The organism is Bacillus sp. Y3 (genome assembly GCF_008123875.1).
Lineage (GTDB): Bacteria > Bacillota > Bacilli > Bacillales > Bacillaceae > Bacillus > Bacillus altitudinis.
In genome coordinates this window covers 581,258-598,409 of record NZ_VSSC01000003.1, presented here as the reverse complement: position 1 = coordinate 598,409, position 17,152 = coordinate 581,258, and the positions used below count along the sequence as shown (strand labels likewise).

The 17,152-nt window shown below is 42.0% G+C and carries 18 protein-coding genes and 2 other annotated features; all 18 genes read left to right on the top strand.

Features of this window, described 5'->3' with window-relative positions; genetic code table 11:
• The first annotated feature begins 164 nt into the window (after positions 1-164).
• Positions 165-394 (top strand) — a binding site (T-box leader).
• A gap of 58 nt (positions 395-452) precedes the next feature.
• The 18 genes from FXF70_RS08200 to obgE all read left to right on the top strand — a co-directional run bounded on the left by FXF70_RS08200 (position 453) and on the right by obgE (position 17,116).
• On the top strand, positions 453-3,095 hold the full coding sequence (locus FXF70_RS08200) for a valine--tRNA ligase (protein WP_148780094.1): 2,643 nt from the start codon (positions 453-455) through the stop codon (positions 3,093-3,095).
• A 65-nt stretch (positions 3,096-3,160) separates the two neighbouring features.
• On the top strand, positions 3,161-4,462 hold the full coding sequence (locus tag FXF70_RS08195; protein WP_050827523.1) for a bifunctional folylpolyglutamate synthase/dihydrofolate synthase: 1,302 nt from the start codon (positions 3,161-3,163) through the stop codon (positions 4,460-4,462).
• Positions 4,463-4,614: 152 nt separating this feature from the next.
• Positions 4,615-5,322 carry a prepilin peptidase gene (locus tag FXF70_RS08190; RefSeq protein ID WP_148780093.1) on the top strand — a complete coding sequence of 236 codons (708 nt, stop codon included), beginning with the start codon at positions 4,615-4,617 and terminating at the stop codon, positions 5,320-5,322.
• Positions 5,323-5,479: 157 nt separating this feature from the next.
• Positions 5,480-6,496, top strand: coding sequence for an SPOR domain-containing protein (locus tag FXF70_RS08185; protein WP_046527137.1), 1,017 nt, complete (start codon positions 5,480-5,482; stop codon positions 6,494-6,496).
• A 177-nt stretch (positions 6,497-6,673) separates the two neighbouring features.
• Complete coding sequence (locus FXF70_RS08180; RefSeq protein ID WP_046527127.1) at positions 6,674-7,243, top strand: Maf family protein; 570 nt, start codon at positions 6,674-6,676, stop codon at positions 7,241-7,243.
• 48 nt (positions 7,244-7,291) lie between these two features.
• Complete coding sequence (gene radC / locus FXF70_RS08175; protein ID WP_026050121.1) at positions 7,292-7,966, top strand: RadC family protein; 675 nt, start codon at positions 7,292-7,294, stop codon at positions 7,964-7,966.
• 90 nt (positions 7,967-8,056) lie between these two features.
• Positions 8,057-9,076: a rod shape-determining protein gene (locus FXF70_RS08170; RefSeq protein ID WP_007501538.1), complete on the top strand. Its 1,020-nt coding sequence runs from the start codon at positions 8,057-8,059 to the stop codon at positions 9,074-9,076.
• A gap of 27 nt (positions 9,077-9,103) precedes the next feature.
• On the top strand, positions 9,104-10,003 hold the full coding sequence (gene mreC / locus FXF70_RS08165; protein ID WP_007501536.1) for a rod shape-determining protein MreC: 900 nt from the start codon (positions 9,104-9,106) through the stop codon (positions 10,001-10,003).
• On the top strand, positions 10,000-10,518 hold the full coding sequence (gene mreD, locus FXF70_RS08160) for a rod shape-determining protein MreD (protein ID WP_148780092.1): 519 nt from the start codon (positions 10,000-10,002) through the stop codon (positions 10,516-10,518). Before mreC ends, mreD begins: the two co-directional genes overlap by 4 nt.
• A 54-nt stretch (positions 10,519-10,572) precedes the next feature.
• Positions 10,573-11,256, top strand: a complete 684-nt coding sequence (gene minC, locus FXF70_RS08155; RefSeq protein WP_007501533.1) for a septum site-determining protein MinC — start codon at positions 10,573-10,575, stop codon at positions 11,254-11,256.
• Positions 11,257-11,258: 2 nt separating this feature from the next.
• Positions 11,259-12,062, top strand: a complete 804-nt coding sequence (minD, locus tag FXF70_RS08150; protein WP_017358134.1) for a septum site-determining protein MinD — start codon at positions 11,259-11,261, stop codon at positions 12,060-12,062.
• Between the two features lie 109 nt (positions 12,063-12,171).
• Positions 12,172-12,963, top strand: a complete 792-nt coding sequence (locus FXF70_RS08145) for a M23 family metallopeptidase (protein WP_048002776.1) — start codon at positions 12,172-12,174, stop codon at positions 12,961-12,963.
• On the top strand, positions 12,956-13,825 hold the full coding sequence (locus tag FXF70_RS08140) for a M50 family metallopeptidase (RefSeq protein ID WP_076822351.1): 870 nt from the start codon (positions 12,956-12,958) through the stop codon (positions 13,823-13,825). The genes FXF70_RS08145 and FXF70_RS08140 overlap by 8 nt, the downstream gene beginning before the upstream one ends.
• 66 nt (positions 13,826-13,891) lie before the next feature.
• Positions 13,892-13,965 (top strand) — a sequence feature (ribosomal protein L21 leader region).
• Positions 13,966-13,977: 12 nt separating this feature from the next.
• Entirely contained in the window at positions 13,978-14,286 is a 309-nt protein-coding gene (rplU, locus tag FXF70_RS08135) for a 50S ribosomal protein L21 (RefSeq protein ID WP_003216781.1), read from the top strand.
• A gap of 14 nt (positions 14,287-14,300) precedes the next feature.
• Positions 14,301-14,639, top strand: coding sequence for a ribosomal-processing cysteine protease Prp (locus FXF70_RS08130; RefSeq protein WP_007501524.1), 339 nt, complete (start codon positions 14,301-14,303; stop codon positions 14,637-14,639).
• 12 nt (positions 14,640-14,651) lie between these two features.
• Positions 14,652-14,936, top strand: coding sequence for a 50S ribosomal protein L27 (rpmA, locus tag FXF70_RS08125; protein ID WP_003216586.1), 285 nt, complete (start codon positions 14,652-14,654; stop codon positions 14,934-14,936).
• A gap of 278 nt (positions 14,937-15,214) precedes the next feature.
• The gene (locus tag FXF70_RS08120; protein WP_007501522.1) at positions 15,215-15,808 is read left to right on the top strand and encodes a sporulation initiation phosphotransferase B; all 594 of its coding nucleotides are present in this window, start codon (positions 15,215-15,217) and stop codon (positions 15,806-15,808) included.
• A gap of 21 nt (positions 15,809-15,829) precedes the next feature.
• The gene (gene obgE, locus FXF70_RS08115; RefSeq protein ID WP_007501521.1) at positions 15,830-17,116 is read left to right on the top strand and encodes a GTPase ObgE; all 1,287 of its coding nucleotides are present in this window, start codon (positions 15,830-15,832) and stop codon (positions 17,114-17,116) included.
• Positions 17,117-17,152 lie beyond the last annotated feature (36 nt).

Below are 17,152 nucleotides of genomic sequence, written 5' to 3'. Positions count from 1 at the left end.
AACGCCCTCCTTCTTTATTTTGTTATTATCATATGGGCAAAGAGGCAAAGGGTGCCTGCCCAATTTGTATAAAGAAGAAGAAAAGCGGAAAAGATGATTGACGAAAACAAAAGGCATTTAGTAATATTAATAAAAGATGAGTATAAGCTGATGAACGTGATATATCGTAAGCGTGGATCAGGAAGAGTACGAGCAAGACCCTAAAGAGAGGGAAACCAATAGCTGAAAGGTTTTCTAGGATGCACTTGTTTGGAAGGTCGCCTGTGAGCTTAATTTCTTGAAACATGTAGTAGAGAAATTCGGGAGATCCCCGTTATCCTTTAGAGAGTACGGGACACGTCTAAGTGTTTCGTGAAAAAAGGTGGTACCGCGAAAAAGCTTTTTCGTCCTTTTATAAGGATGAGAAGGCTTTTTTATGTTTCATCAGCCGAAAAAATGTGGAGGTAACACAAATGGAAACAAATAATCAAGAAATGCCAACAAAGTACGATCCAAATGCGATTGAAAAAGACCGCTATACGTACTGGCTTGAAGGGAAATTCTTCGAAGCACAAAATGACAAAACGAAAGATCCATATACAGTCGTCATTCCTCCACCAAACGTGACAGGAAAATTACACTTAGGGCATGCTTGGGATTCAACCCTTCAAGACATCGTGACTCGTATGAAACGGATGCAGGGCTATGATGTTTTATGGCTGCCAGGAATGGACCATGCGGGTATTGCAACACAAGCAAAGGTAGAGGCAAAGCTTCGCGAAGAAGGCGTGAGCCGCTACGATCTCGGACGTGAAAAATTTGTAGAAGAAACGTGGAAGTGGAAAGAAGAGTATGCCGATTTTATTCGCAGCCAGTGGGCGAAAATGGGTCTAGGTCTAGACTATTCGCGTGAGCGTTTCACATTAGATGAAGGCTTGAATAAAGCAGTCCGCCAAGTGTTTGTTCAATTGTATGAAAAAGGATTGATCTATCGCGGAGAATACATCATTAACTGGGACCCAGCAACAAAAACGGCCCTTTCTGATATTGAAGTCATCTACAAGGATGTGCAAGGTGCGTTTTATCACTTGAGATATCCGCTTGCAGATGGATCAGGTTCGATTGAAATTGCGACAACAAGACCTGAAACGATGCTGGGAGATACGGCAGTCGCTGTACATCCTGAAGATGAACGCTATCAGCATTTGATTGGGAAAACAGTTATTTTACCAATTACAGGCCGAGAGATTCCAATCGTCGGGGATGACTATGTTGATATGGAATTTGGATCAGGAGCTGTAAAAATTACCCCGGCTCATGACCCGAATGACTTCGAGCTTGGAAACCGTCATAACCTAGAGCGCATTCTTGTGATGAATGAAGATGGCACAATGAATGGAAACGCACTTCAATACAAAGGAATGGACCGCTTCGAATGTCGTAAACAGCTTGTGAAAGATCTTCAAGAAGAAGGCATTTTGTTCAAAATTGAGGACCACATGCATTCAGTTGGTCACAGTGAGCGCAGTGGCGCTGTAGTGGAGCCATATTTATCAACACAATGGTTTGTGAAAATGCAGCCGCTCGCAGATGAAGCCATCAATCTGCAAAAAGGTGATGAGCAAGTTCAATTTGTTCCAGACCGATTTGAAAAGACGTATTTACACTGGATGGAAAATATCCGTGACTGGTGTATTTCTCGTCAACTATGGTGGGGACACCGCATTCCAGCTTGGTATCATAAAGAAACGAAGGAAGTATACGTGGGACTTGATGCGCCAGAAGATATTGAAAACTGGGAGCAAGATAACGATGTACTTGATACATGGTTTAGTTCAGCGCTTTGGCCTTTCTCTACAATGGGCTGGCCAGATGCAGAAAGTGAAGACTTCAAGCGCTACTACCCAACCAATCTGCTTGTAACAGGCTATGACATCATCTTCTTCTGGGTATCTCGTATGATCTTCCAAGGTCTTGAATTCACAGGAGAAAAACCATTTAAAGACGTCCTCATTCATGGTCTTATTCGCGATGAACAAGGGCGTAAAATGAGTAAGTCACTTGGCAACGGAATTGATCCAATGGAGGTCATCGACAAATACGGTGCGGATTCACTGAGATATTTCTTAGCGACTGGAAGCTCTCCAGGTCAAGATTTACGTTTTAGCTTTGAAAAGGTTGAATCCACTTGGAACTTTGCGAACAAAATTTGGAACGCATCCCGTTTTGCTCTCATGAATATGGATGGTTTAACGTATGATGAGCTTGATTTGACAGGAGAAAAATCAGTTGCTGATCAATGGATTTTAACACGCTTAAATGAAACAATTGAAAGTGTCACACAGCTTGCTGATAAGTATGAATTTGGTGAAGTGGGCAGACATTTATACAACTTCATTTGGGATGATTTCTGTGATTGGTACATTGAAATGGCGAAACTTCCGCTTTATGGAGAAGATGAAGCGGCGAAGAAAACGACTCGTTCGATCCTTGCGTATGTATTAGATCAAACGATGAGACTTCTACATCCGTTTATGCCGTTCTTAACAGAAGAAATCTGGCAGCATCTGCCTCACGAAGGTGAGTCTATTACGGTTGCGAAATGGCCTGAAGTGAAGCCTGAGCTTTCAAACGAACAGGCTTCTGCTGACATGAAGCTGCTTGTTGAACTGATTCGTTCTGTTCGTAACATTCGCAGTGAAGTCAACACACCAATGAGCAAACAAGTCGAGCTATATATCAAAGCATCCACATCTGATGTACAGGAACGTTTAGAGAAGAACCGTTCATATATTGAGCGCTTCACGAATCCAAGTGTGCTTGAAATTGGCACGGATGTTCCTGCTAGTGATAAAGCGATGACAGCAGTTATTTCTGGAGCAGAGCTCATTCTTCCGCTTGAAGGTTTAATCAATTTAGACGAAGAAATTGCCCGTCTGCAAAAAGAGCTTGATAAGCTGACAAAAGAAGTTGAACGCGTACAGAAAAAACTTGGCAATGAAGGCTTTATGAAAAAAGCGCCTGAAAGTGTCGTAGAAGAAGAGCGTGCGAAAGAACGTGATTATGTCGCAAAACGCGAAGCTGTTCAAAAGCGTATTGAAGAGCTGAAAGCATAAGAGTGAAAAGACGGCTCCTAATGAATTGGAGTCGTCTTTTTTGAAAATTTCGTATGAAATGAGAGATGACATTGTTTACAACCTATCATGAAGCCATTGAATGGATTCATAGCAGACTCGCTTTCGGTGTCAAACCGGGACTTGAACGAATGAAATGGCTGATGGACAGACTAGACCATCCTGAACAAAAAATAAAAGCGGTGCATGTAGCTGGAACAAATGGAAAAGGATCAACGATTGCATTTACTCGATCCATTTTACAGTCAGCGGGCTATTCAGTTGGAACCTTCACCTCACCATTTATTTTAACGTTCAATGAACGAATTAGTGTTAATGGGGAGCCGATTTTGGACGAAGAGTGGCTGAGTTTGGTGAACGACATCAAGCCTTTAGTTGATGAATTAGATGATACAGAGCTTGGTGCAGCAACAGAGTTTGAGATCATTACAGCCTGTGCGTTTGCTTATTTTGCCCATGTGCACCAAGTAGACTTTGTCCTCTTGGAAACAGGGCTTGGCGGAAGACTTGATTCTACAAATGTGGCTGCGCCCATCTTAACAGCAATTACGTCGATTGGTCACGATCATATGGCCATTTTAGGCGACACACTTAATCAGATTGCAGCAGAAAAAGCTGGCATTATTAAAGCTGGGATTCCGATGATCACGGCCGTTCATCAAGCGGAAGCTCTTACTGTGATTCAACACAAAGCAGAAGAAAAGAATGCGCCGTTTATCTCGTTACATGATACTTGTACCTTTAAGGACCAGCAGCCGACTGAAACAGGTGAACGCTTCACATTCACTACCCCAAAAAGGGAGTACTCGCAGCTAGAGACAGGGTTAATCGGAACGCATCAAAGGCAGAACGCCTCCCTTGCCGTTCTACTGATCGAATGGCTGGAGCAAGAAGGATATATCCATGTGCTAGATGAGCAAGTGTATGAAGGAATTCGGCAAGCGGTGTGGGCTGGAAGATTTGAAAAGATCCAAGATCAGCCTCTTGTTTATTTAGATGGTGCTCATAACGAAGAAGGAATGGACCGTTTAATCGAAACTGTACAAGCTCATTTTTCCAGTAAACAGGTTCATGTTTGTTTTAGTGCGTTAAAAGATAAACCTTACAAACAAATGATCGAAAAGCTTGAAAGGATTAGTTCATCGATTCATTTTGTTTCCTTTGACTTTCCAAGAGCTGAATCAGCGGAAAAGCTTTATGCTTGCAGTCATTTAGAAGCAAAATCGTTTGATGAAGACCCTCGTGCAGTGCTTGAGTTCATTCAGAAAAAAAGCGCTGATCCTGCAGCAATGATTCTGGTGACAGGTTCGCTTTATTTTATCTCAGATGTACGAAGTCGTATTTTATAGTAAGGAAAAGACGCAAATTGCTTCTATGCAGTGTGCGTCTTTTTTCTTTTGATATGTAGGAGAGGGGGAAATTCACTTTTTCGCAAGGTGATCAAAGGTGAATCGCTATGGTACAATCCGGTCTATTCTATTTCCGGAAGGAGTCACCTAATTTGATCGATTTTTTTATGTTTTTCACAGGCATGGTCATGGGGTCATTTCTTCACCTAGTTGGTGAGAGGCTTCCAATGAAGCGGTCTATTCTTTTTCCTCGTTCACACTGCGGAGCTTGTAAAGAGCCGCTTTCTTTTCACGACATGCTCCCGCTTGTTTCTTATGTTGTATTGAAAGGGTCATGTAAGCATTGTGGAACCCGGCTCTCTTTGCTTTATCCACTGGTTGAGCTGTTGACAGGCGGCCTTTTTTTACTCGTTTATAGACATGCTGGTTTCTCTTTTGAGGGCCTTTTTCTTGTGAGTCTATGTAGTTTATTCGTGATTGCTGTCGTGAGCGATCTTTTTTATATGAGAGTACCCAACGAGCTCTTTCTCTTCTTTTTTCCTCTTTTCGTCATATACCGCACGCAAGAACCGCTTTTTATTTGGTGGGAAGGAGCGGCATCCCTTAGTTTAGAACATTTCAAGCCAAATAGTATGGGGGGAGCGGATGTCAAACTATTTGGTGTGCTTGCATTTTGCTTCGGATTTAAGCCATTTCTGATCATTCTTTTTCTTTCGTCTGTCACGGGAATGGTTTACGCAAAGGTGTTTTCTTACAAGGCAAATGAACCCTTTCCTTTTGTTCCTGCCATCGCTTGTTCTTTCTGGCTTTATCTTTTTTGTGGTGATTTGTTAAACCCAATTCGCGATTTTTTTGGATGAGAAAATTGGCGAACACTTTTTGAACCTGCCGACAAAAGTCTTGTTCTTTTTTTTATTGGCTATGTTAAAGTGTGAAACAGAAAGAAGGACGGGTTACATTCGCGCTATTTCATTGGACAGAAAGGTCTTTCTTACAAACAATGTCAGAAAGCGGGGAATGACAGTGAAAAAAAGGCAGGCAAAAAAACAAGGGTTAAAGGTCAATATTAATGGCAAGGAAGAAATGCTGCATGGAGAAGAGCATCAACCTCAAAAACAGCAAGAGGATCAAGTGACGTTTTCGAACTGGGAGGAAAAGAGGCAGTCGGAACAGGAGACAGCCGCTTCCGAGGAGGAACCGTCCAAACCGAAAGAAGAAGATTTTCAATGGGACGATGCAGCTGATCACATTTACCATTCGGATCCAAAGGTCGTCACACCTTATCAAAAGAAAAAAGGTTCTTTTGACCAGAAGTTCAGTAAAAACCGCGGTCCCTTCAAACGAGTGATGACTACGATTGTGTTTGCAGTCGTTCTAGGGACAGGCCTCGGTGTATTTGCATTAAGTTTAAGTAAAGATGGGTCTGCCAATCCATCAGGAGGCGATCATATCAGCGTCTCAGCATCTGGAAGCGGACCTTCGGCGAAAGCTGGGGGAGATGCGCCACCGGCTGATCTTGCAGATACGTCAAAGGACAATGAAGGTGAAAAAAGTGCATCAGGTCATTTTTCAACCTTTGTGGTGCAGGCTGGAAAGTTTTCTTCTGAAAAAGGAGCAGATGACTTAGTTGACAGTTTAAAAGAGGCTGGATATGCAGGTAAAAAGGTATCAATGGATGATGGATATTATGTGATTGCCGGACTTGCCACAGAACAGGGCATGACAAGTGCCGTTGGGAAAAAATTGATCGATCAGCATTTTGAAGCATGGGGAGGAAAAGAGCTCTCGTTTCAAGTGCCAGATGAACTGACAGGTTTAATAGAGAAGGCATCTGTCTTATCCTCTAAGGTGATTGCAGGAGAAGATGTGGATCAAAAAGAAGTCACTCAGTTGATTTCTGAGCTTGAAAATGCCAAAACAACCGACGCACCAGCTAAAAGCAGTTTGCTGAAAGCTGTACAGCTTTTAAATGACCCATCTGCTGAAAATGGCTGGAAATCTCAGCAAGCGCTATTAGATCAACTAAATACGTAAAATCATGTTTTTAACAGCCAAACTAGTCAAAAAATGACTAGTTTTTTTCTTTTGCTTCCAACATAATGATGTAGGAACATGAAAATGGCATTTTCGTCAATTGTCGGTAAGATGTTCATTTGATAGGATGAATGGGTATCTTACTTCTTAGGCTAAACCCTGAAAGGATGAACAAACATGAACCAGTTAATACTCGCATCTCAATCACCTAGAAGAAAAGAATTGCTTGATTTAGCAGGGTTTTCTTATGACATTCAAGCAAGTGATTTAAAAGAAGAAATAAATCGAAACCTTTCTCCTGCTGAGAACGTCCAATGGTTGGCAGAACAAAAAGCAAATGATATTCAAAAAATACATCCCAAAGCTGTGATCATTGGTGCAGATACAATTGTTGCAATTGATGGCAACTGTCTTGGAAAGCCAAAAGACAAGGAAGATGCAGCCTCAATGCTTCAATTATTGTCAGGTAAGACACATCAAGTCTTGACTGGTGTCACGATTCAATCAGAGAATAGAAAAGAAACATTTTATGAACAGACAGACGTGACATTTTGGCCACTTACACAAGATGAAATAGACCGCTATATTGAAACAGGTGAGCCTCTTGATAAAGCTGGAAGCTACGGCATTCAAGGAAAAGGTGCCCTGTTTGTACAAAAAATAGACGGTGATTATTTTTCCGTTGTAGGACTCCCTATTGCTAAAACAGTCAGAGTGCTTGAAACATTTGGTATCACCCCTTTTTGATGACGGGAAGGAATCAAAAAAGGAGTGTAGATCTTGAATCATTTCCCTATGCTGCTGAAGCATTTTCCTCATGATGAAAAGCCGCGCGAACGATTTGTCAAATATGGTCCAAGCAGCTTATCAAACCATGAACTTGTCGCGATTCTTTTGAGAACAGGCACAAAAAAGGAATCAGTTCTTCAAGTGTCCGCAAGACTTTTACAAACATTTGGTGGTCTTCGTTCTGTGAAGGAAGCTTCGATTGAAGAACTGTCAAAGATTCGAGGAGTTGGAAAAGCGAAGGCGATCTCTCTTTTAGCTGCTTTAGAACTCGGCACTAGATTACACCATCAAACGACGGACAATCGTTATGTGATCCGCACGCCGGAAGATGGTGCGAATTTTGTGATGGAAGATATGAGATTTTTGACGCAGGAGAATTTCGTTTGTCTTTATCTCAATACCAAAAATCAAGTTCTTCATAAACATACTGTGTTTATCGGAAGTCTAAATTCGTCGATTGTTCACCCGCGCGAAATTTTTAAAGAGGCCTTTAAACGTTCGGCCGCTTCATTTATATGTGTGCACAACCATCCATCTGGAGATCCGACGCCCAGCAGGGAAGATATTGAAGTCACACAGCGACTTTTTGAATGTGGGAAGCTGATTGGAATACAGCTGCTTGATCATCTAGTGATCGGTGATCAAAAATTTGTGAGTTTGAAGGAAAAAGGGTATTTGTAACACTTTTTTTTTCAATGTTTTACGATATAATAGAGTTTATGAGTTTTTCCCTAAAGGGAATTTTGGTTTAAGAAAGGAAGATACATACATATGTTTGGAATTGGTACAAAAGACCTTGGAATAGATCTTGGAACAGCGAATACGCTTGTTTTTATTAAAGGAAAAGGCATTGTTGTGAGAGAACCTTCGGTCGTAGCTTTGGAAACTGATACGAAGTCTATAGTGGCGGTTGGAAATGACGCTAGAAACATGATCGGTCGTACACCTGGTAATGTTGTGGCACTGCGCCCAATGAAAGACGGAGTCATTGCAGACTACGAGACGACAGCAACAATGATGAAATATTACATTAATCAAGCATTAAAAGGTAAAGGGCTTTTTGCTCGTAAACCGTACGTGATGGTGTGTGTACCATCTGGTATTACAGCAGTAGAAGAGCGTGCAGTCATTGATGCAACAAGACAAGCTGGTGCTCGTGACGCATACCCTATTGAAGAGCCATTTGCTGCGGCAATTGGTGCTAACCTTCCTGTATGGGAGCCAACTGGAAGCATGGTTGTAGATATTGGCGGCGGTACAACAGAAGTAGCCATTATCTCACTTGGCGGTATTGTGACATCTCAATCGATCCGTGTTGCAGGAGACGAAATGGATGATGCGATCAGCAGCTACATTCGTAAAACGTATAATCTTATGATTGGTGATCGCACGTCAGAAGCGATTAAAATGGAAATCGGTTCTGCGCAGCCTGACGTACATGATGAGATGGACATTCGCGGCCGTGACCTTTTAACAGGTCTGCCAAAAACGATCTCTATTACGGCAGAAGAAATTGCAAAAGCGCTTCGCGATACGGTGGAAACAATTGTCGATGCGGTCAAAATGACACTTGAAAAAACGCCACCTGAGCTGGCAGCAGATATTATGGACCGTGGAATTGTATTAACAGGCGGCGGTGCATTGCTACGTAATCTTGACAAAGTCATTAGTGATGAAACAAAAATGCCGGTCATTATTGCTGAAGATCCGCTTGACTGTGTGGCGATCGGAACAGGGAAAGCACTAGAACATATTCACTTGTTCAAAGGAAAATCTAAAGATAATCGATAATTGGGCGTAAATAAAGAGGTGTAAGACATGCCGCAGTTTTTTATGAATAAAAGATTAATGTTGCTCCTTGTCTGTGTCATCGTACTGGTGGCCATGATTGGTTTTTCAGTGAAAAGCGGCAGAGGTGCTTCATGGCCGGAAAAATTAGTGGGGGATACGACAGGCTTTTTTCAAGGTGTCTTTCATAAACCATCACAATTTATTGCCGGTATTTATGGGAACGTACAAGATTTAAAAAACACATATGATGAAAACGAGCGTCTTCGAAAAAAACTTGATGGACAAACCCAATATGAGGCGAAACTTCAAGAACTAGAAGATGAGAACAAAAAGCTTCGCAAGCAGCTCGGGTATGTGAACTCTATTCGTGACTACACGCCCATTCTTTCAACAGTCATTGCGAGAAACCCGTCCCTTTGGGATAGTTTTGTCATGATTGATAAAGGAAAAAAACAAGGCGTTGAAAAAGATATGGCGGTCACCAATGAGAGCGGTGCGTTAATTGGGAAAATTGAAAGTGATAAGCTCAACAATTTTACGTCGACTGTAAGGTTGCTAAGCTCTACAGATCAAAATAATAGAATTTCAACGAAAATTTTTGCGAAAAAGGGCAAAGAAGAACTCAATGGAATTATTAACGGTTATGACAGCAAGAAAAAAATGCTGACAATGAACATTTTAAAATCCGATGCTGATGGGGATGTCAAAAAAGGAGATCTTGTTGAAACATCTGGAGCGGGGGGCGTATTCCCGCAGGGCTTGACGATTGGGAAGGTAAGTGAAATTGAGCCGGACCATTACGGACTGACAAAAATTATTTATGTAGAACCAGCTGCTGAACTCAATAATTTAGACCGTGTGATTGTTGTGAATCGCAGCACAAGTACGGCAGATGCATCTCAATTAACGAAGGAGGAAGGCTCGTGAAACGTGTCCTTCTTGCTTTCGTCATGTTGTTTATTTTCGTATTTGACAGTATTTTTGTCGATTTAGTGAAGCTCCCATTTGTTTCAGACAATCAAATTTTAGCACCTCATTTCATCTTACTCGCACTTGTATTTATGACAGCTTTTGTGAATCAAAAATATGGTGTGATTTATGGATTTGTCTTTGGACTTTTATATGATATTTCGTATACAGGTATTCTTGGTGTTCATATGTTTGGCTTTGGTGCGCTCTGCTATTTGTTAGCAAAAGCCTTCAGAGTCCTCCAAACGAATATGTTAGTCGTTGTCTTTCTGTCGGTGATTGCTGTTGCAGTGATGGAGTTTTATGTGTACGGTGTTCAAGCGACGATTCAACCAAATATTATGCCTTTTAATACGTATGTCATCGAACGCTTTATTCCAACGATTCTTTTAAATACTGCTGCGTCTCTCATACTTGTTGTGCCGCTTAGGCTCTTTTTCATCAATGTGAAACAAGGACTGATCGACGAATAAAAGCAGGAGTTTGTCCAATTACGGCGAAATGAGTATGTTGTTGAGGTGAGCATCTTGAAAACTCAAAAACAGCAGTATGTGACAATAAAAGGTACAAAAAACGGATTAACATTACAGTTAAATGATGACTGTTCGTTTGAAGACCTTCTTTCTGGCTTGCGAGAGGTTCTATTACTTGAGCAATATACAGACGGAAGAGAAGGACATAAAGTCAATGTGCATATTAAACTTGGTTTTCGATATTTAACAGAGGATCAAGAGGCGCGTTTAACTGAAGCGGTGTCTGAAAATGAACATCTTGTCATTCACTCTATTGAAAGTGACGTCATGTCAACTGAAGAGGCGAGACGTTTAAAAGCAGAGGCTGAGATTACTTCTGTAGCAAAAATTGTACGCTCTGGACAGGTGCTTTATGTCGAAGGGGATCTCTTATTAATAGGAGATGTCAACCCTGGCGGAACCATTCGTGCAGGGGGGAATATTTTTGTGCTCGGTGCGTTAAAAGGTGTAGCGCATGCTGGATGTAATGGAAACAAGCAAGCTGTGATTGCAGCATCTCATATGATTCCAACCCAGCTTCGCATCGCACAGGTGTTTAACCGTGCACCGGATCAAAAAGAAGATGGAAATGAAATGGAATGTGCTTATTTAGATATAGATGGCAATATGATCATTGAACGCCTGCAGCAATTGGCTCATATAAGACCTAATCTGACAAGGCTTGAGGGAGGAATGTGAAATTGGGCGAGGCTATTGTGATTACCTCAGGAAAAGGCGGCGTTGGCAAAACAACAACATCTGCAAACTTAGGCACAGCACTAGCAATTCAAGGAAAAAAAGTGTGTCTAGTTGATACCGACATCGGCCTTCGGAATTTAGATGTCGTGATGGGGCTTGAGAACCGCATTATTTATGATCTAGTCGATGTAGTAGAAGGAAGATGCAAGATTCACCAAGCGCTTGTGAAGGATAAGCGGTTCGAGGATCTTTTGTATCTTTTACCTGCTGCTCAAACAAGCGATAAAACGGCGGTAGAGCCGGAGCAGATCAAAGAATTAATTCAATCATTGAAACAAGACTTTGATTATGTTGTCATTGATTGCCCTGCTGGAATTGAGCAAGGCTTTAAAAATGCTGTATCAGGTGCTGACAAAGCGATTGTGGTCACGACACCTGAAATCTCAGCTGTGAGAGATGCAGACCGAATTATCGGCTTGCTGGAACAAGAGGATATTGAACCGCCTCGTTTGATTGTGAACCGCATTCGTACACACATGGCGAAAAATGGCGATTCGATGGATGTGGATGAAGTTGTCCATCATTTATCAATTGATCTTCTCGGCATTGTAGCCGATGATGATGATGTCATTAAGGCTTCAAACAATGGTGAACCGATTGTCATGGATGCTAAAAATAAAGTTTCCATTGCGTATCGCAATATTGCTCGCCGCGTACTAGGTGAATCTGTTCCTCTTCAATCCTTTGAAGAAGAAAACAAAGGGATGTTTGCAAAGCTGAAAGCATTTTTCGGTGTAAGAGCATAATGATTTACTTGAGATGAGACCGATTCGATGAGAATCGGTCTTTTTGTTGCATATCATATGATGTCGCCACATAAAATGTACAAACTGTTTGTATGTAAAGGGTGATCTTATGAAAAGAGTGGACGAGTATCGAAAGAAAATAGCGCAGCGCCGTAAAATGAAGCAGCCAGCTGCTGCCCCTAAGAAGGCAGCTTTCAAGAAGAAAGATGATATTCCACCATGGGTCATGTTGACAGAAGAAGAAAAGCATTCTGGCTCGGCTTCCTACGAGTCAAATTCTCATCAGCCGAAAAAATTTCGCCATCCGTTATTTCATTCAAATACATTTGTGCTTAAATGTTTACTTTCTGCCTCTCTTGTACTGATTGCCGCTATTTCATTTAAAGGGCAGGCGGGGCCTTTTCAGCAGCTGAAGCCGATGATCAGTCAAACGTTTGAACAAGATTTCCAATTTGCCGCCGCCAACCGGTGGTTTGAGAAAACTGTCGGAAACCCACTTGCCTTTTTAACCGATAGAAAAGAAGGGCAAAAGGACGTACAAGCCAATCAAGAGCTGGCTGTCCCTGCCTCTGGAAAAGTGCAGGAATCCTTTACGCAAAATGGTGCCGGAGTGAAAGTTGAAACATCTGCTGAAGCCATCGATAGTATGAAAGAAGGCTATGTCGTAGAAGTGAAAAAGAAAAGTGATACAGGGCTCACCGTCGTGGTGCAGCATGCAGATAACAGCTACAGCTGGTACGGCCAACTAAAAGAAGCTGATGTGGCTTTATACGATTTTGTCGATAAAGGGGAAAAAATTGGTCAAATTGCGCTTGATGAACAAGGCAAGGGGACATATTACTTTGCCATTAAGCAAAATGAACAGTTTATTGATCCCATTCAGGTGATGACCTTTGAATAGATGGCTGCTCATGCTGACAAAGGTCCATGTTCACCCGCTCCTTTGGATAGTCATGGCATTTGCCATGCTATCAGGTCAAATTAAGCCGCTGCTTTGTCTGCTCATTATCGTCTGTGTCCATGAGCTTGGACATGCAGCGGCTGCTTGTTATTATCACTGGCGGATTCGGCGGATTTTTTTACTGCCATTTGGCGGGGCGGTAGAAGTAGAAGAGCATGGCAACCGTCCGCTAAAAGAAGAACTGGCGGTCATTTTATGCGGACCGATTCAGCATGTCCCGCTCCAGCTCGTCGCCTGGCTTCTCATGGAAGCCTCACTTATTTCATATGACGTCTTTACGATGTTTACTTTTTATAATATAGCGATTTTTCTAGTGAACCTTTTGCCCATTTGGCCGCTTGATGGCGGAAAATTATTCTTTTTGCTCTTATCTGTTTTTTACCCTTTCCAACAGGCACATGCCCTTGCAATAAAAGGCTCACTCATTTTTTTCGGTCTTTTGACAGCAGGGTTACTCTGTTTTGCTCCGCTGCAATTTAACGGATGGATCCTGCTCACTTTTTTAGCCTACTCGCTTGTGATGGAGCACCGGCAGCGGCATTATATCAGGGTACGTTTTTTACTAGAACGTTATTACGGTAAAAAAGAGCAAAAGGTAGAGAAACTCATTCCGCTGAGAGCCAGTGCTGAGGAGAAAATATATGAAGTGATGGCGCGATTCCAAAGGGGCTGTAAACATCCCATTATTATCGAACGAAATGGTGTGAAAATGAGCCAGCTCGATGAAAATGAATTGCTCCATGCTTATTTTTCAGATCGAAGAACCACCTCTTCCATGGAAGATCTTCTTTTGCCGTACTAATGGTGAAAATACATTGACATTCAGCGTCTAATTTGATATATTTTTTAATGTTATGGATATGTAGCACCCGTGCTACAACCGCGCGGAGCAGGTGTAAAGTGCCTATTGGCCCCCTGTATTCGGCGAGTCTGAGTTTATTAGGAGGTGCAGAGATGTACGCAATTATCGAAACTGGTGGTAAACAAGTAAAAGTTGAAGAAGGTCAAACTGTTTATGTTGAAAAACTAGCTGCTGAAGCAGGTGAAACAGTTACTTTCGAAAACGTATTGTTTGTCGGCGGAGACACTGTCAAAGTGGGTAACCCTTCAGTTGCTGGAGCAACAGTAACGGCTAAAGTTGAAAAACAAGGTCGCGGTAAGAAAATTACTGTGTTCAAGTACAAACCGAAGAAAAACAACCACAAGAAACAAGGTCATCGTCAACCTTACACTAAAGTTGTTATCGAAAAAATCAACGCTTAAGGCGTGTGAGTGATATGATCAAAGCAACCATTACTCGGTCGCCAGCAGATGAAAGCATTACGTCTTTTCAGATGACTGGACATGCCGAGTTTGCTGAAAAAGGTCAGGATCTCGTTTGTGCAGGTGTATCTGCTGTTGTTTTCGGGTCAGTCAATTCAATTATTGCACTGACAGGAATGGATCCACTGCTTGATATTGGAGATGAAGGCGGGTATTTCTCTTTTGAACTGCCAGCTGATACAGATCCAGTCACCTTTGAAAAAGCCCAGTTGCTTTTAGAAGGCATGGTCGTTTCCTTAGAAACAATTGAACGAGATTATCACGATTATGTGAGAATATCTACAAAAAAATAGGAGGTGAACTTCATGCTTAGATTAGATCTTCAATTTTTCGCATCTAAAAAAGGGGTAGGTTCTACAAAGAACGGACGTGACTCTGAGTCTAAACGTTTAGGCGCTAAACGTGCTGATGGTCAATTCGTAACTGGTGGTTCTATCCTTTATCGTCAACGTGGAACGAAAATCTATCCAGGTGAAAACGTTGGACGCGGAGGCGACGACACTCTTTTCGCTAAAATCGACGGAACAGTTAAATTCGAACGTTTCGGTCGTGACCGTAAAAAAGTGAGCGTATATCCTGCGGCACAATAATTGCTAAAAACTCCGGTCATTGACTGGAGTTTTTTTCACTATTCAGGGAGCTTTTGCGCTTTTTACAAGTAGTACCGAAGATGATAAAAGAAGATGCACTCCATAGAATATCAAAGAATGTTTGCTGACTTTGCCTCATTTTCTCCTATACGATCAGAAAAAACAACCTTTCCTCACATAACTAGTGTTTTTCTAAGCTGTCTTCTCTGTTATAATTCAGGGAGACATATTGATGATAAGACTCCTAAAAGAGAGACCAAACGATTGGGAGTGCGATAATGGAAGAGATACCAAGTAAACAAAACGAAAAATTAACTCACGTTGCATTAACGAATGAATTGATCCATCTGCTTAGTCGTTCAAGACACGACTGGATGAATAAATTGCAGTTAATCAAAGGCAACTTGACATTAGAAAAATATGACCGAGTGTTCGAAATAATAGAAGAAATGGTCATTGAAGCACAGCATGAATCCAAACTCTCAAATTTAAAAATTCCCCAATTGGCCTATTACTTTCTAACCTTTAATTGGGAGTCGCATTTTATCACCCTAGAATATGAAGTGCTTGGTGAAACCCGAGACTTATCAGCATATGAATCGCAGCTGCTAACGGTATCACGGGAGTTGTTTTCGATATTCGATCAATCAGTTTGCCAAAAAACTGAAAATCATTTAACGGTCACTTTCCAAACGGATCATGAAGAGAATGATGTGATCTTATATTTTGATTTCAAAGGAAAATTAACAAGTTTGGATGCGTTAAATGCGTTTCATGACGCAAACTATCCATGTATGAGTATAACGCAATTTCATGTGACGAATCATGAGTCCATGATTGAGCTTTGTTTGAGGCAAGAACGAGATATGTGATGCAGAGAAACGGAGGAAGTTATGTTTGTAGATCAGGTTAAAGTGTATGTTAAAGGCGGTGACGGCGGAAACGGTATGGTGGCGTTCCGTCGTGAAAAATATGTGCCAAAAGGCGGGCCAGCAGGCGGCGACGGCGGAAATGGTGCAGATGTAGTATTTGAAGTAGACGAAGGACTTAGAACGTTAATGGACTTTCGTTATAAGCGTCATTTCAAGGCGGACCGCGGTGAGCATGGAATGAGTAAAAACCAGCATGGCCGAAATGCGGAAGAAATGATTGTTAAAGTTCCGCCGGGTACAGTTGTGACAGATGCTGAGACGGAACAAGTACTAGCTGACTTGACAGAGCATGGACAGCGGGCTGTGATTGCCAAAGGTGGACGTGGCGGACGTGGAAATTCACGCTTCGCAACACCAGCAAACCCTGCACCACAGCTGTCTGAAAACGGTGAGCCAGGTAAAGAACGTGACGTCATCTTAGAATTAAAAGTACTTGCAGATGTTGGACTTGTTGGTTTCCCAAGTGTCGGGAAGTCAACACTGCTTTCGATTGTCTCTTCTGCGAAACCAAAAATTGCGGATTATCATTTTACAACGCTTGTGCCAAACCTCGGAGTTGTTGAAACAGACGATAACCGAAGCTTTGTCATGGCGGATCTGCCAGGACTGATCGAAGGAGCGCACGAAGGTGTTGGCTTAGGTCATCAATTTTTACGCCACATTGAACGTACACGTGTCATTGTCCATGTCATTGATATGTCTGGACTTGAAGGACGTGACCCATACGAAGATTACGTGACGATTAACGAAGAGCTTGAGCAATACAATATGAGATTGACAGAGCGTCCGCAAATCATTGTAGCGAACAAAATGGACATGCCGGATGCAGCTGACAATCTAGCGGCATTTAAAGAAAAATTAACAGATGACTATAAAGTGTTCCCAATTAGTGCGATCACAAGAGAAGGGCTTCGTGAGCTCTTATTTGAAATCGCCAATCAGCTTGAAACAACACCGGAATTCCCGCTCTACAATGAAGAAGAGCTCTCTGATAACCGTGTGATGTACAAGTTTGATGAAGGAGAAGCAGCATTTGAGATCTCAAGAGATCCTGATGGTACGTTTGTCTTAACTGGTAAAGCACTTGAGCGACTGTTTAAAATGACAGATTTCTCAAGAGACGAGTCAGTGAAACGATTCTCTAGACAGCTGCGCGGAATGGGCGTTGATGATGCCCTGCGTGAACGTGGTGCAAAAGATGGAGACATCATTCGTCTGCTTGAATTTGAATTTGAATTTATCGATTGATCAAAAGGAGGGTCCAGTTCATGGGCTCTCCCGTTT

Bases quoted from the DNA above. Each gene is read 5' to 3' on its own strand.
- FXF70_RS08180 (WP_046527127.1), top strand. From the start codon at position 6,674: ATGAACCAGTTAATACTCGCATCTCAATCACCTAGAAGAAAAGAATTG.
- obgE (WP_007501521.1), top strand. From the start codon at position 15,830: ATGTTTGTAGATCAGGTTAAAGTGTATGTTAAAGGCGGTGACGGCGGA.
- mreC (WP_007501536.1), top strand. From the start codon at position 9,104: ATGCCGCAGTTTTTTATGAATAAAAGATTAATGTTGCTCCTTGTCTGT.
- FXF70_RS08170 (WP_007501538.1), top strand. From the start codon at position 8,057: ATGTTTGGAATTGGTACAAAAGACCTTGGAATAGATCTTGGAACAGCG.
- FXF70_RS08145 (WP_048002776.1), top strand. From the start codon at position 12,172: ATGAAAAGAGTGGACGAGTATCGAAAGAAAATAGCGCAGCGCCGTAAA.
- rplU (WP_003216781.1), top strand. From the start codon at position 13,978: ATGTACGCAATTATCGAAACTGGTGGTAAACAAGTAAAAGTTGAAGAA.
- FXF70_RS08195 (WP_050827523.1), top strand. From the start codon at position 3,161: ATGACATTGTTTACAACCTATCATGAAGCCATTGAATGGATTCATAGC.
- FXF70_RS08130 (WP_007501524.1), top strand. From the start codon at position 14,301: ATGATCAAAGCAACCATTACTCGGTCGCCAGCAGATGAAAGCATTACG.
- radC (WP_026050121.1), top strand. From the start codon at position 7,292: ATGCTGCTGAAGCATTTTCCTCATGATGAAAAGCCGCGCGAACGATTT.
- FXF70_RS08200 (WP_148780094.1), top strand. From the start codon at position 453: ATGGAAACAAATAATCAAGAAATGCCAACAAAGTACGATCCAAATGCG.
- rpmA (WP_003216586.1), top strand. From the start codon at position 14,652: ATGCTTAGATTAGATCTTCAATTTTTCGCATCTAAAAAAGGGGTAGGT.
- FXF70_RS08120 (WP_007501522.1), top strand. From the start codon at position 15,215: ATGGAAGAGATACCAAGTAAACAAAACGAAAAATTAACTCACGTTGCA.
- FXF70_RS08185 (WP_046527137.1), top strand. From the start codon at position 5,480: ATGACAGTGAAAAAAAGGCAGGCAAAAAAACAAGGGTTAAAGGTCAAT.